We start from the raw sequence: 13,206 nt of genomic DNA, 5'->3' as shown, positions 1-13,206 counted from the left end.
CCCCAGCGAATAATATGTCATAATTCCGATTCTTCAGTTTTTGGAAACTTCATGATGGCAATCAATCAACTCTTGAAAAGACTTGCAACGATCTATGCTGGAGAGACTATTCGCTATCCCAATTTGCGCGCAGTCAGTTTCGCCCAATGGATGCTTGAGAGTGGGCGAGCAACATCACCGCTGGCCACAGATCATTACAATTTTGCCGGACTCAAATGGCGGCCAGAGATGGGATTGTTCGCGACCCGTGTGAACTATGCGGCGCATGATGGCACCGATGCATATTGCAAATTCGCGACTCTTGAGAACTTTATTCGCGGCTATTGGGCGTTCATTGATCGCGCTCCCTATTCAGGCTGGGAAAGCCACGTTGATACGCCAGAACAGTATATCCATTACATTGGCCCGATCTATACGCCCTCTGCTGGTTATGCTGACAAGGTCCTCGCGCTTGTCCCCGAGGCTCAGTCGATTCTGTTCGAGGCGGTGACCAGTGACGGTACGGTTGCAAATAGTGGCACCACCAAGCTGGGGACACTGGTGCTTGATCCTGGCCATGGCGGCACTGTAAAAATTGGCGGCAGCAGTCCGAACAATGCAACCAGCATCAGCGGCGTCAAAGAAAAGAAGCTGGCGCTCGAATTTTGCCTCTTGCTGCGCGATGAATTGATCAGGCAGGCTGGTGTGGCCAATGAAGAGATCAAAGTCGTGCTGACCCGCGAAACCGACGTGAACATCGGAATCAAGGATCGTGCTGCCGTTGCAGCAAAACATCAGGCGCAGGCATTTATCTGCATGCATTTCAATGGTGATAAAAAGCCAAGCGTGAGCGGCGTTGAGACCTACTATCGGGCAGCGGTCAACGGAAATGCCAATCTTGCAGACGATAAGGCCTTTGGCCGGATTGTTCAGGATGCCCTGTTCAAAGGATTGAAAGCGGTTAATCCGGGCACCAAGAATCGCGGCCTCAAGCCCGATACTGACACAGGTCCCGGTTCACTCGGGGTTTTGAGCGATGCCGCGCTCGGCAATAGCACGCGGACCGCCAAATGCGTTGCAGCCTATGTCGAACTTGAGTTCATCACCAATCCGGCGGTCGAAAAGACCCTGATTTCTGGTCCTTCGGCGGTCAGCAACCGCAAGTCGGTGATGGCCGAACTGGCTAAGGCAGTCCGGGGACATATGAGGAAGCTGGCCTAGGTCATCATCCTCGCATCTCGGCGAATTCCGAGAGGGTCCTGCTAGCCTGCTCCGCGGCCCAACTCTGTTAACTCCGCCGATGCCGGGGCGAACACGCCCCCGGCACCCTGCCCTCTATAACCCCAGCGCCTGCAGAAGCGGGGTCTTCCATTCCAGCGTGGCCGGATCGCGGAAGGCGAAGCTGTTGGTGTAGCCCCATACGCAGCCGTCCACCTGCGCGCCGGCGAAGGCGTCGTGCACCATCTTGTAGTAATGGGCGCGCTGGTCGAGCGGGATCTGGTCTATCGCGCCGAACTCACCCAGGAACAGCGGACGGCCCGTGGCGGAGATGAAACTGCGGGCCTTGGCGACATTGTCGTTCAGTTCGGCAAGGTCCGACGCGCTGCCGAAGGTGGTGCCCATCGGCGGAGGATTGTCGATCCAGCTGGCGCCCTGGTGGGTGAAGTTGAACGGGTCATAATAATGGAACGTCGCCACCAGATAGGCGTCATTGGGCAGCGGCAGGGTGGCGAGCGAGTTGATCCCGCTCCAGAACTCGCCGCCGATCACCACCGGGCGGGTGGGATTGGTGGCGCGCACTTCGGCCAGCGCAGGCTCCAGAACGGACAGCAGGTTGGTGTGGCGCAGCTGCTCATGCGGTTCATTCAGCAGTTCGAACCAGACCATGTCGCTCTCGCCCGCAAAGCGCTCCGCAATCTGCTTCCACATTCCTGCCAGCCGCGCGGTCTGCTGCGCCGGATCGGTAAAGATGTTGCCCTGCGGATCTTCATAATGATGCATGTTGAGGATCACCCGCAGACCCGCCGCGCGGGCCTGACCCACGACGGTGGCAACGCGCGCCATGAACGACGGATCGATCGTGTAGGGCGCGCTGTAACTGGCATGGTTGGACCAGCGCACGGGCAGGCGCACGGTTTCAAAGCCGGCCGCGGCGATATCGGCAAAATCGGTATCGAAGATGGCGCGGCCCCAGTCGCCTTCGTTTGGCGGTTCGAGCATGTTGGCCATGTTGACGCAGGCACCCAGCTGCGCGTCCGCCTGCGTCAGCGCGGAGGCAAGGGGCGTGGTGGTGCCAGAAGGAGTTGGCGTGGGCGTTGGCGTGGGCGTGGGTATGGGCGCGGCGCTGGGGGACGGCGTGGGCAGATTTGCGAGCAGGCCGCTGGCAGAAGAGGTGGTGCCCCCGCATCCGGCCAGTGCCAGTGCCAGTCCCACCGTGGCGGTTCGCAGGAATGCGGCAGTCATCGGTCCCTCCCATCTGTCTTGTTCTGTCTGCACTTGGTAGCGCTACCACAGGCGAACGTAAATGCTCTTTGCTTGCGGCGGGCGGCGGGGCGGTCCAACCAGTCCGGCGCATGACCATGCTCTATCACCTGCGTGCCGATGCGGCGGCGATTGCCCGGCATTTCGATTGCTGGGCGGGCAATGATCCGTGGCCGGGCGGCTATGTTTCGCCCGGGCAATTCGCGCCGGTGATTACGGCGGGGCGGGAATTCATTGCCGGACCAGGCAAGGGCCGCGGCCAGCACCGGATGATCCCGCGCATCTGGGGCGTGCCGCCTCCCCCCAATTCGGACGATCCGTCGCGCGGCATCCTGAGCGTGCGCAACACCCAAAGCCCGTTCTGGATCGGCAATCTGCGCAACAGCGAATTTCGCTGCCTGGTCCCTGCCACCAGCTTCATGGAATGGGGCAAGGGCAGGGATGCCAGCGGCAAGCGCATCCGCCTGACAGTGACTTGCAGCGACCAGGAACTGTTCGCCTTTGCCGGTGTGTGGAAGGACAGCGAGATCCCCACTTTCGCGCTGCTGACGTGCCAGCCCAATGCGTTGCTGCAGGCAGAGGGCAAGCAGTCCATGCCGGTAATCCTGCCCCCAGACCGCGCCGCACATGACCTGTGGCTGCACGGCGGCTGGGATGCGGCGCAGGCGCTGATCGCGCCCTACCCATCGGGCATGATGCGGAAAAATCGGGACATTTCCTGAAGCTTGCGGACTAATTGAGAATTATTCGCAAAAGCCGGTTGACCTGATCACGACTCCTATTAGTAATGCGACTCATTCGCATTTGCATCTAGGGGATCATGATGACATTCAATTTCACGCGCACACCGCAAGTCTGCACCCGCTGGTATCGCCCGCAGGCAGGATCGAAGCGCATCGCCCGGCCGCTGTGCGCATCGCTGGCCATGGCGATGGCGTTGCAGGCGCAATATGCGCACGGGGCCGATGTGGCAGAGGATCAGGCGGAGGCGCTGGCCACCGCCATGACCGCCACCGCCATCACCGTGACGGCCACGCGCATCCCGGTGGCGCAGGAGGAAGCGCCCGCCACGGTCAGCGTGATCGACGCGGAGGAAATCGCCGACAACTTCGTCACCGATATCAAGGACCTTGTCCGCTATGAGCCGGGCGTCAGCGTGCGCCGCGCGCCTGCCCGCTTTGGCGCCGCGCTGGGCACCACCGGGCGCGCCCGCAATGAGGATTTCACCATTCGCGGCATCGGCGGCAACCGCGTGCTGATCCAGGTGGATGGCATACGCACGCCGCAGGGATTCTCCTTCGGGGCGCAGGATGCAGGCCGCGGCGGCTATGCCGACGTGTCGCTGGTCAAGTCGGTGGAGATCCTGCGCGGTCCCGCCTCGGCGCTTTACGGCAGTGACGGGCTGGCCGGCGCGGTCAGCTTCACCACCAGCGATCCGGTGGACCTGCTGGACGGGGATGCGCCGGTGGGCGGCTTCGTCACCGCGCAATATTCCAGCGCCGACAATGAATTTGCCGAGACGCTGGCGGTGGCCGGCCGCAATGGCAATCTGTCCGCCATGCTGGCCTACTCGCGCCGCGATTTTGAGGAGCTGGACAATCAGGGCACCGTGGGCGGCCTTGGCGAGGGGCGCACCTTGCCCAACCCTCAGGACGGATCATCCGATGCGGTGCTGGGCAAGCTGGTGTGGGACAATGGCAGCCACCGCATCCGCCTGACCGGCGAGCTTCTGGAAAGCGACGTGTTCAGCCGCGTGCTTTCGGGCGAAGGCCCCGCCTTCCTGTTCGGCCCTTCGCCCAGCTGGATCGTCGACAGCCTCACCGCGCAGGACGATACGCGCCGCAGCCGTCTCTCGCTCGACTGGACGTGGGAGGGTGACGGGCTTGTCGATTACACCCACCTCGCCGCCTATTGGCAGGATGGCAGGGACGTGCAGTTCACCGATGAGGACCGCAGCCCGGTCAGCGCCACGCCGCGCCCCGACCGCGAACGGCGCAACACTTTCGAGAACGAGGTGTACGGCCTTGTCGCCGAAGCGCGCAGCGCCTTCGCCAGCGGTAATGTGAATCAGGTGCTGGCCTTTGGCGGTGATATCAGCTGGACCCGCCAGCAGGGCGTGCGCGACGGGACCGAGCCGCCAGCCGGTGAGGTCTTCCCCACCAGCGCCTTTCCGGCGACCGACTTCATGCTGGGCGGTGTCTATCTGGCCGATGAGATCAGCCTGCTGGACGGCGCGCTGACGATCTTTCCGGCGGTGCGGCTGGACTTTTACGAACTCGACCCCACCGATGATCCGCTGCTGCCCGCCTTCACCGGATCGGCGCAGAGCGGCAGCCGCCTGTCCCCCAAGCTGGGCGTAACCGGCAAGCTGGCACCGGGGGTGCTGTTGTTCGCCAATTACGCGCAGGGCTTCCGCGCGCCGACGCCGAGCCAGGTGAACAATTTCTTCGAGAACCTCGCCTTTGGCTACACCTCCGCCCCCAACCCGGACCTTGGCCCCGAACGCAGCGAAAGCTGGGAAGCGGGCATTCGCTATACTGATGACAATGCCCGCCTCAGCCTGGCAGCGTTCCGCGCGGACTATGAGGACTTCATCGATCAGCAGGTGGTGGGCGGCAGCTTCACCCCGTCCGATCCGGCGATCTACCAGTTCGTCAATCTGGATGCGGTGCGGGTCGAAGGGGTGGAGGCCAAGGCCAGCTACCTGCTGGACAACGGGCTTTATGGCCGCTTCGCCATTGCCTGGGCCGATGGGGAGACCACCAGCCCGGGCGGCGCGAAAAGCCCGCTCGGCTCTGTCGATCCGCTCAACCTGGTGGCCGGAATCGGCTGGCGCGGCGCGGATGACAGGCTGGGGCTGGAGCTGATCGCCACCCACCACGCGCGCAAGAAGGCGGCGGACGTGGCGGGGCTGTGCGCCACGGAATGCCTGCGCCCGGCCAGCTTCACCATCCTCGATGCCACCGCCTATTTCGAACTGACCGAGCGGCTGAAACTGCGCGCCGGCATCTTCAACCTGACTGACGAGACCTATGCCTACTGGTCCGATGTGCACGGGCTGGAGGCCAGCTCCACCATTACCGATGCCTATACGCGCCCCGGTCGCAACGGCTCGGTCTCGCTCTCCTATCGCTTCTGACAATCACGAGGGAACCACATCATGAAATATCTCAAGACAATCGCCGCCATGTCCCTGCTGGCGTTGTGCCTGCCTGCCGCTCCGGCGCTGGCCGATGGCCCGGTGGCGGCGCGCGAGGAGGCGCAGGAACAGGCCAGCTTCGCCGCCGACCGGGAAACCATTCTGGCGATGGCGGGCGATTACCGCGTGCGTTTCGACATGCAGGAATCGACCCCGTGGCGCGCGAGCTATGAACCGCTCGACCGCAAGATATCCGGCGGGTACGAATCCGTCCGCGTGATCGAGGATACCGGCAGCCGGATCGTGTTGCAGCACCTGCTGGTGGTGGACGCAGGCGGAGAGCCAATGGTGATCAAGCACTGGCGGCAGGACTGGGAATATGAGCCTGCGCGCATCCTCACCTATGACGGGCCGAACCGCTGGATCTGGTCCGACGTGCCCGAAAGAATGCGCGCCGGGCGCTGGTCGCAAACGGTGTTCCAGGTGGATGACAGCCCGCGCTATGCCGGCTGGGGCCAGTGGGAAACCACCAATGGCGTGCGCCGCTGGCGGTCCAACTGGACGCAGCGCCCGCTCGCCCGCCGCGATGCCGTGCGCCACCCGGTGTATGACCTGTACGCCTCCATCAACCGCCACCAGCTGACCCCCGATGGCTGGATTCACTGGCAGGACAACACCAAGATGGATCTGGTGGACGGCGAGCAGCAGCCGGTGGTGCAGGAATATGTTCTCAACACCTACACGCGCTTTGCCGATTACGATGTCGGCGCGGCGGATGCCTACTGGGCGGCCACGCAGGCATACTGGCAGGCCGTGCGCGCGGCATGGGCCGCCGCTTTTGATCGCAACGGCGGAATCGCGATTGAGGAGGAGGCCGAGACCGGCACGGTGATCAGCGGCGAGCTGCTGCAGATGGGCAGTGATATCGAAGCAGGCACACTGGCGCAAAGCGATGCCATTGCCCGCGCCGTGGCGCTGATAACTGCCAACACGTCGGCACCCTGACCGCGCCCTGACAGGCACCCGGAACGGGCCGATATTCTCCGCTCGCCCCTTTTGTGCTATTGTTGTGCAGAGGGAGCGAGCGAGGAGACTTGAAATGAAGAGACTCTACTGGGCAGGTCTGGCCGCTGCGGCAGGGCTGGCATTACCGGCAAGCCTGGCCGCGCATCATGGCTGGGGCTGGACGCAGGAAGAGGAGAGCCGGCTGGAGGGAGAGATCGTCTCCATCAGTTTCGGCAATCCGCACATGCACCTGCAATTGCGCACCAGCGGCGGCGTCTGGTCGGATGGAGCGATCTGGGAGGTTGACCTGTCCCCGCCCATCGTGGCGCAGGCATCGGGCTTCGGACCGGAACATGCTGCGCCGGGAGACACGGCAACGCTGACCGGCCACCGCGCGCGCGACATGGATGTGCGCGGGTTCAAGGGAGAGACGATCACCGTGCGCGGGCGCACTTTCGATGTCTATCCGCAGCGGCCCAAGAGCCTGCAACCGCAATAAATCAGGCGGAGGTTTCGCCCTCCGTCATCGCCATCACCAGCGCCGCGGCAAGCAACAGCGTGGCCGCCGTTCCCGCTGCGCCTGCGAAAAACACCAGCCCCATGCCAAACATCATGGCGGCGGCGTTCAGGCCCAGCGCGGCAAGACCGGTGACTGCGGCCAGCAATCCGATGATCTTTGCCGACCTGACCGCCGAACGCCACAGCTGGATGCCCAGCGCCAGCGCGGCCAGTCCAAACGCCGCCTTGGCCGCGAAATAGAGGTAGAAGGACATGCCCAGCACCGGGACGAACACCGGGTTGGGCGGTGTGTCCCCGCCATAGCCCAGCTGGTAGAACATGGTCAGTCCCATGCCTGTCTGGATCAGGTTGAAGATGCCGCCCACAGCAAGGCATCCGCCCACCAGCGCGTTGCGCGAGACAAGGGCAAATCCCAGCACCGCCACCACCAGCGCCATCAGCGCCTCGGTCCGCCAGATCGGATAGGCCAGATGCGACTGCCCGCCCGCGCCAACCATCATATAGACCACCTGCGTGATCACCGTCACGATCAGCGCCGCTGCGATAATCCGTGCCGCATGCCTGTTGCCCAATGTCATGTCACGTCCCCCTCGCCTGCTGTATGGCATGCATTCGCCGTGCTGTCGCCGCAGGTTACATCATCCGGGCGGGACCAGGGCGGGCGGGCGCGCGGGCGGGCGGGCGCAGGCGTGCCTTTGTCTCGCCTCCTGTCTGCGCTATGATTGTTGCAACCGAAACTGAAAATCAGGCTCACCCTCTCCATGAACGCCTTCAAGACCTTTCTGCTGGCCACCGCCGTGCTGGTGCCAGCTGCCCTGTCTGCCCGCCCGATGACGCCCGAAGACGTCGCGCGCATCGCCTATACCGGCACCATCGCCGTGTCGCGCGATGGCAGCCATATCGCCTACACCACCTATTCCCGCCCCGATGTAACGCGGGGGGAGGATAATGGCGGGGGTAGCCATGCCCTGATGCTGGCCGATGGTCCGATGCAGGCGCGCGCCTATCTCCCCGAAGATGTCAGCGCATCTTCCATCGGCTTTTTTCCCGACGGATCGATGATCACCTATCTGTGGGCGGCCAAGGATGATGACCGCGCCGTGTGGGGCGTGCCGGTGGATGGCGGCGCACCGCGCAAGCTGGCGGGCGTGGCCGATGCCAGCGTCAGCGCCTATCAGATCGCGCCCAGCGGGGAGAGCATCTACCTGCTGGTCTCCGCCGCCAGCGATGATGCGCGCAAGGATCAGCAACGCCTGGGCTTCGATGCCGTGGTGTTTGAGGAGGAGGAGCGCTTCAACCGCCTGTTCGTGGCTGCATCGGGCACTGCGGAGATCGATCCTTCGCCAGCCGAGATCGCCGTGCCCGGCCATGTCGACACCATCCGCCTTGCCCCCGATGGCACCTTCATGGTGGTGACATCCGCCCCCACCCCGCGGGTCGATGACAGCTATGTAGCGCGCAGGCCCTATATAATCGATTTCGCCAGCGGAGAGACGCGGGCGATCGAAACGTCGGGCAAGATCGGCGATATCGAAATTGCCCCCGGCAGCCGCACGCTGTCGATGATCGCGGCCACCGATGAGCACGATCCGGCGGCCACCACACTGTACATGGTCGACGTGGCCACCGCCCGGTTTACTGCCGTCAACGAAGGCGCGGCGGAAGCGGCGGTGGATACCGAATGGATGGCCGATGGCCGTCTGGCCGTGATCGTGGACATTGGCGCGCAAAGCGTGCTGCGCTTCTATTCCGACGATGGCGCCCTGCTGCGCGAGATCGATACTGGCGGCCTGATCCTGACCAGCCTGGAGCAGGGCGGCAACCGGCTGGCGGTGGAGGCCAATTCGCCCGCCCATCCCAATGAGCTGTTCCTTTATTCAGGCAGCAGTTTCGAGCGCTGGAGCGACCATAATCCGTGGCTGGCCGAGATCGATTTCGGCACCCAGCGTACGCTCACCTATACCGCGCGCGACGGGCAGGAGATCGAAGGCATATTGATCGAACCGGCCGGCGGCATTCCCTTCACCCGCGCGCCCACCATCCTGGATGTGCACGGCGGCCCGGAATCGCATGAAAGCAACGGCTGGGTGACCAGCTATGGCAATCCCGGACAGGTGGCGGCGGGTGCGGGCTATGCCGTGTTCCTGCCCAACTATCGCGGCTCCACCGCCTATGGCCCGGCCTTTTCAAAGCAGCATTCGGGCCATTATACCGATCCCGAATTCGCCGATCTGGTGGATGCCAAATATGCGCTGGCCGACATGGGCATCACCGATCCAGAGCGGGTGGGCGTGACCGGCAGCTCCTATGGCGGATATGCCACCGCATGGTCAGCCACCTATAACTCCGAAGAATTCGCAGCGGGCGTGGTGTTCGCAGGCATTTCCAACAATCTGAGCAAATGGGGCGAGACCGATATTCCGCAGGAAATGCGCATGGTCCATGCGCTGCAATACCCGTGGGAAAACTGGCAGAAGCTGCTGGAAACCAGCCCGATCTATTATGCCGATCTGGCCAGTACGCCGCTGCTGATCCTGCATGGTGAGGAAGACACGCGCGTCCACCCGTCGCAATCGCTGGAATTGTACCGGCACATCAAGGTCCAGCGCCCGGACACGCCGCTGCGGCTGGTGCTCTATCCCGGCGAAGGCCACGGCAATGCCAAGGCGGCCGCGCGCTATGACTATAATCTGCGGATGATGGAGTGGTTCGACACCTATCTGATGAGCGGAGACCGCAGCGCGCCAATGCCGCCGCCGCGTCCGGCGCTGAAGCTTGAGGAAGACGAATAGGCCCCCTCCTGCTGACTGGTTGCGGAGGCGATCACTCACTTTCCGAATTGGAAAGTTATTACTTGCCGAATCGGAAAGTCGAATCTAATTACTTTCCAACTTGGAAAGTGAGGTTCCCGTGAGCAACAATATTCCCACCCCTGATGAAGCCCGCGCGGTGCTTGCCAGCACCGACGATACCCGCAGAAAGCTCGCCGCCGCTGGGCATAATCCGCCAGTCAGGCATCTCGTTTTTGGCCTGATACTCGCCTTCCACAATGCACTGCCGCTGATGAACTGGCTCAATCCTCTGCTGGCTCTCCTGCTTTTCGGCCTGGCGATTTATGCAATCTACCGCTGGGACCTCAAGTCATATGGTGTGTTCGTCAATGGCCTGCGCCGAGGGGCGACATTGCCAGTGACAATCCTTGGAATTCTCGGCCTGATGGGACTGTTTTCAGCGCAATTGGCCCTGAAGGCCAATGGCGCGGACAGCTGGATCCACTATTCTCTTGTGGCCGCAGCCTTTGCGTTCGGAACTGGTTTCAGCGTCTTGTGGTCGCGGGCATTTAGGCGCGAGATGGGAGATGACAGCTAATGCCTCTCTCCCTTGATCCACACCTGCACCAGCCCGCCCGCCTGCAAATTGCGACCGTTCTGGGTACAGTCGACAAGGCCGAATTTGCCAAGCTTCGCGAGATTACCGCGGTCAGTGATTCCGTGCTGTCGAAGCATCTCGCCGCGCTTTCGGACGAAGGCTATGTCAGGCTCAGCAAATCACCCGTGAACGGTCGCTCCCGCACATGGGTGAGTTTTACCCGCGCCGGGCGCAAGGCATTTGCCGACCATATGAAGGTGCTGCAGGCCCTCGTTGCCAGTGCAGAAAGGGCTGCGGCGCAGGATAGCTGAACCTTTAGAACGTGTACCCCACGCCCAGCGCGCCGAAGAACTGGTTGGCCGATCCGCGCACGCTGGTGAACGGGCTGCGTTTGGCACCGCCCAGCATGCGGGAATATCCGGCTATGGTGACGATGCCCCAGCCGCCATCGGTCAGATCGCCATTGAGATCGAAGCCCAGCAACAGCGTGGCGCCCGCCTTGTTGAAGCCGCCGCCTGCGGGACTGAACACCGGAAGCTCGCCCAGTGTGGCGACATTCTGCGCCGGGCTGACGGCGTAGTAATAGTCGCGGAAATCGCCGTCGCCATATTCGGCGCCCAGCGTCAGCGATGCGGCAATCGCCTCGCTCAGCGGGGTGAAATAGGCGATTGAGGGATCGACCACCATGCCGCCATGCGCACCGGCCACGTCCCACCGCAGATCGGTGGTTACGGTCAGGCTGTCATAGGGATTGAACACGGCGGGAAAGCTGATCCCGGCGGTTGGTCCCACTTCGATGGCGCGGTCCAGCTTGCCCAGCGATTTGACCACCGGATCGGCGATCTGCATCGCCCGGTCGCTGCGCAGCCTTGCGGTGATGCCGAAATCGAAGCCCACGCCATTATCGGGATCGGGAATGAAATCCAGCGCCAGACCGGCTGCGCGCGGGTTGATATCCACCCCGCCAAGCGATCCCTGCACGATCGGCATGGGGGTGATCACATAATCGTCAGACCCGGCATAGGACGGGCTGACACCGGCGCCAAAGCCGATGGACAGGTAATCGCCCGAATAGACGGTGTCGGCGTAGGGATCGGCGGGAGCCACATCCTGCGCCTGCGCGGGCATAGCGAGCGCGGCGGCGGCCACGGCACTTGCGGCGGCGAGATGTCTGATCATGCTGGATGTCCTGTCAATGTCACACAATGAACGGATGGATGGCCCGCTGGTTCCTGTTTCACGCTGGTCCTACCCGCCCGCCTGCCACGCCGCCACAGCATCGACTGGCCACACCAGCATCAGCACGTTGAGTGTCAGATTATCGCGGATCACCGCCAGCGCCAGCAGTTCCAGAAACAGCCCCAGCGCTACGCTCGCCCATGCAGGCAGGCGCAGGGCGACCAGGAAGCCCAGCGTCATCCAGCCGATATCGGACGCCGAATTGACGATGGAATCGCCCGAATATCCCCAGCTGATCGTCACCTCGCGGTAGCGGTTGATGATCAGCGGCGTGTTCTCGGCAATTTCCCAGGCCGCCTCCACCAGCACGGCAATCGGCAGGGCAAAGCGTGCGGGCATGCCGCCAAACAGCCGCCACTTGCTCCACAGCAGCCATGCAACCCCTGCCATGATCAGCCCGTGAGTGAAGTGGCTGGGGGCGTACCAGTCGCTGATGTGCTGCGAATTTTCCGGCGATTCCACCACCCCGTGCCACAGCTTGATCGTGCCGCAATCGCACATCGGCGGGCGGCCCATCGCAAACAGCACCGCAACGGCGATGATGAAGACCGCCAGCGCCGCCATCCACGCCGACCGGTGCGGCCACAGTACTCTGGCTTGTCTCATCGAGTTTCCCAAATAGCGCCTGAATAAAACATCACCATCGCAGACACTTGTTTCTCTGGCCGAAGCATATAGCAAGAGGGGATGAAGACATTCCGCACGATAGCGCTCGGCGCGCTGGCCGCTCTTGCCTCTATGGCAACACTCACCCTCTCCCCCCTTACGGCTCAGGCGCAAGACACCTCGGCGCAGGCAGGGGCCGCTGTCGATGTGCACGGCGACCTGTATGATGCGATGAACGAGGGCATTGACGACGAGATGGTGCTCAACAGCCTGGTGCGTCAGGTGGCCGAACAGATCAGCCAGTCAAGCCCGCAACTGGCTACGATGGAAGCGCAGAACCCCGGCCTGGTGCTGGAACTGATACAGGCGCTGCGCCCGGTAATGCGCGATTTCCGTGACCGCGGGCAGCGCAAGTATGAGCCGCAGTTCGTGGATATATTGCGCGATCTGTTCAGCGATCAGGAGGCGGTGCAGCTGGCCGGTTTCTACCGCTCGGACCTTGGCCGCCGCCTGCTGATCAGCGTTTCCGCCAATGTTCAGGCGGAGCAGGCCATCGATCAGGCGCTGGCCGAGACGGACATCACCGCCGATGCGCTGGATGCGGGCGACCGGATAACGGTCAACCGGTCCGTGGGGGCCTTCATGGCGGGCCTGTCGGATGAGGAAATGGAGGAGATGGCATCGCTGGCGGTGCGCATGCCATCAATCAGCCGCATGCCCGAATTCCAGCAGCGATCGCTGCCCGTGCGCGTGGCGATGGAGAATGAACCGCTCTCCGCCGAGGAAACGCGCCTGATAGAACAGGCCGTGATCAGCGCGTTCGAAAAATACCGCGAACGCACGCAGGGTTGATCGCGGCGGGCAATTCG

Annotated in this window: 13 protein-coding genes; 9 read left to right on the top strand and 4 right to left on the bottom strand. The window is 63.0% G+C overall.

Annotated elements, in window-relative coordinates:
* Positions 1 to 51 precede the first annotated feature (51 nt).
* The gene (locus GRI32_RS02100; protein WP_160589452.1) at positions 52 to 1,200 is read left to right on the top strand and encodes an N-acetylmuramoyl-L-alanine amidase; all 1,149 of its coding nucleotides are present in this window, start codon (positions 52 to 54) and stop codon (positions 1,198 to 1,200) included.
* A 114-nt stretch (positions 1,201 to 1,314) separates the two neighbouring features.
* On the opposite strand, the gene GRI32_RS02095 is transcribed toward GRI32_RS02100, so the two are convergent.
* Positions 1,315 to 2,442 (bottom strand): glycoside hydrolase family 5 protein, encoded by a 1,128-nt coding sequence (locus tag GRI32_RS02095; RefSeq protein WP_237437316.1) that lies wholly within the window; start codon positions 2,440 to 2,442, stop codon positions 1,315 to 1,317.
* A gap of 110 nt (positions 2,443 to 2,552) precedes the next feature.
* On the opposite strand from GRI32_RS02095, the gene GRI32_RS02090 reads away from it, so the two are divergent.
* The 4 genes from GRI32_RS02090 to GRI32_RS02075 all read left to right on the top strand — a co-directional run bounded on the left by GRI32_RS02090 (position 2,553) and on the right by GRI32_RS02075 (position 7,103).
* Complete coding sequence (locus tag GRI32_RS02090) at positions 2,553 to 3,182, top strand: SOS response-associated peptidase family protein (RefSeq protein WP_237437315.1); 630 nt, start codon at positions 2,553 to 2,555, stop codon at positions 3,180 to 3,182.
* Between the two features lie 98 nt (positions 3,183 to 3,280).
* Entirely contained in the window at positions 3,281 to 5,599 is a 2,319-nt protein-coding gene (locus GRI32_RS02085; RefSeq protein ID WP_237437314.1) for a TonB-dependent hemoglobin/transferrin/lactoferrin family receptor, read from the top strand.
* Positions 5,600 to 5,620: 21 nt separating this feature from the next.
* Complete coding sequence (locus tag GRI32_RS02080) at positions 5,621 to 6,604, top strand: DUF6607 family protein (protein WP_160589451.1); 984 nt, start codon at positions 5,621 to 5,623, stop codon at positions 6,602 to 6,604.
* Positions 6,605 to 6,698: 94 nt separating this feature from the next.
* A complete protein-coding gene (locus tag GRI32_RS02075) occupies positions 6,699 to 7,103 on the top strand; it encodes a DUF6152 family protein (RefSeq protein ID WP_160589450.1) in 405 nt (134 codons plus the stop codon).
* Between the two features lies 1 nt (position 7,104).
* Here the strand turns inward: GRI32_RS02075 and GRI32_RS02070 are convergent, their stop codons facing one another.
* Positions 7,105 to 7,701 (bottom strand): hypothetical protein, encoded by a 597-nt coding sequence (locus tag GRI32_RS02070; RefSeq protein WP_160589449.1) that lies wholly within the window; start codon positions 7,699 to 7,701, stop codon positions 7,105 to 7,107.
* Between the two features lie 183 nt (positions 7,702 to 7,884).
* On the opposite strand from GRI32_RS02070, the gene GRI32_RS02065 reads away from it, so the two are divergent.
* The 3 genes from GRI32_RS02065 (at position 7,885) to GRI32_RS02055 (ending at position 10,803) form a co-directional block, all read left to right on the top strand.
* Positions 7,885 to 9,915, top strand: coding sequence for an alpha/beta hydrolase family protein (locus tag GRI32_RS02065; protein WP_160589448.1), 2,031 nt, complete (start codon positions 7,885 to 7,887; stop codon positions 9,913 to 9,915).
* Between the two features lie 118 nt (positions 9,916 to 10,033).
* Positions 10,034 to 10,492 (top strand): hypothetical protein, encoded by a 459-nt coding sequence (locus tag GRI32_RS02060; protein ID WP_160589447.1) that lies wholly within the window; start codon positions 10,034 to 10,036, stop codon positions 10,490 to 10,492.
* On the top strand, positions 10,492 to 10,803 hold the full coding sequence (locus GRI32_RS02055; protein WP_160589446.1) for a transcriptional regulator: 312 nt from the start codon (positions 10,492 to 10,494) through the stop codon (positions 10,801 to 10,803). The genes GRI32_RS02060 and GRI32_RS02055 overlap by 1 nt, the downstream gene beginning before the upstream one ends.
* Before the next feature lie 4 nt (positions 10,804 to 10,807).
* On the opposite strand, the gene GRI32_RS02050 is transcribed toward GRI32_RS02055, so the two are convergent.
* Positions 10,808 to 11,671, bottom strand: a complete 864-nt coding sequence (locus GRI32_RS02050; protein ID WP_237437313.1) for a MipA/OmpV family protein — start codon at positions 11,669 to 11,671, stop codon at positions 10,808 to 10,810.
* A 69-nt stretch (positions 11,672 to 11,740) separates the two neighbouring features.
* On the bottom strand, positions 11,741 to 12,337 hold the full coding sequence (locus GRI32_RS02045; protein ID WP_202385895.1) for a DUF2585 family protein: 597 nt from the start codon (positions 12,335 to 12,337) through the stop codon (positions 11,741 to 11,743).
* An 81-nt stretch (positions 12,338 to 12,418) separates the two neighbouring features.
* On the opposite strand from GRI32_RS02045, the gene GRI32_RS02040 reads away from it, so the two are divergent.
* Positions 12,419 to 13,189, top strand: a complete 771-nt coding sequence (locus GRI32_RS02040; RefSeq protein ID WP_160589445.1) for a DUF2059 domain-containing protein — start codon at positions 12,419 to 12,421, stop codon at positions 13,187 to 13,189.
* Positions 13,190 to 13,206: the final 17 nt, after the last annotated feature.

Origin of the sequence: Alteraurantiacibacter aestuarii, from assembly GCF_009827405.1 — a bacterium.
Lineage (GTDB): Bacteria > Pseudomonadota > Alphaproteobacteria > Sphingomonadales > Sphingomonadaceae > Alteraurantiacibacter > Alteraurantiacibacter aestuarii.
The sequence above is the reverse complement of the archived record's forward strand: the minus strand, read 5'-3'. Positions and strand labels throughout refer to the sequence as shown.

Bases quoted from the DNA above. Each gene is read 5' to 3' on its own strand.
- GRI32_RS02100 (WP_160589452.1), top strand. From the start codon at position 52: ATGATGGCAATCAATCAACTCTTGAAAAGACTTGCAACGATCTATGCT.
- GRI32_RS02095 (WP_237437316.1), bottom strand. From the start codon at position 2,442: ATGACTGCCGCATTCCTGCGAACCGCCACGGTGGGACTGGCACTGGCA.
- GRI32_RS02090 (WP_237437315.1), top strand. From the start codon at position 2,553: ATGACCATGCTCTATCACCTGCGTGCCGATGCGGCGGCGATTGCCCGG.
- GRI32_RS02085 (WP_237437314.1), top strand. From the start codon at position 3,281: ATGATGACATTCAATTTCACGCGCACACCGCAAGTCTGCACCCGCTGG.
- GRI32_RS02080 (WP_160589451.1), top strand. From the start codon at position 5,621: ATGAAATATCTCAAGACAATCGCCGCCATGTCCCTGCTGGCGTTGTGC.
- GRI32_RS02075 (WP_160589450.1), top strand. From the start codon at position 6,699: ATGAAGAGACTCTACTGGGCAGGTCTGGCCGCTGCGGCAGGGCTGGCA.
- GRI32_RS02070 (WP_160589449.1), bottom strand. From the start codon at position 7,701: ATGACATTGGGCAACAGGCATGCGGCACGGATTATCGCAGCGGCGCTG.
- GRI32_RS02065 (WP_160589448.1), top strand. From the start codon at position 7,885: ATGAACGCCTTCAAGACCTTTCTGCTGGCCACCGCCGTGCTGGTGCCA.
- GRI32_RS02055 (WP_160589446.1), top strand. From the start codon at position 10,492: ATGCCTCTCTCCCTTGATCCACACCTGCACCAGCCCGCCCGCCTGCAA.
- GRI32_RS02050 (WP_237437313.1), bottom strand. From the start codon at position 11,671: ATGATCAGACATCTCGCCGCCGCAAGTGCCGTGGCCGCCGCCGCGCTC.
- GRI32_RS02045 (WP_202385895.1), bottom strand. From the start codon at position 12,337: ATGAGACAAGCCAGAGTACTGTGGCCGCACCGGTCGGCGTGGATGGCG.
- GRI32_RS02040 (WP_160589445.1), top strand. From the start codon at position 12,419: ATGAAGACATTCCGCACGATAGCGCTCGGCGCGCTGGCCGCTCTTGCC.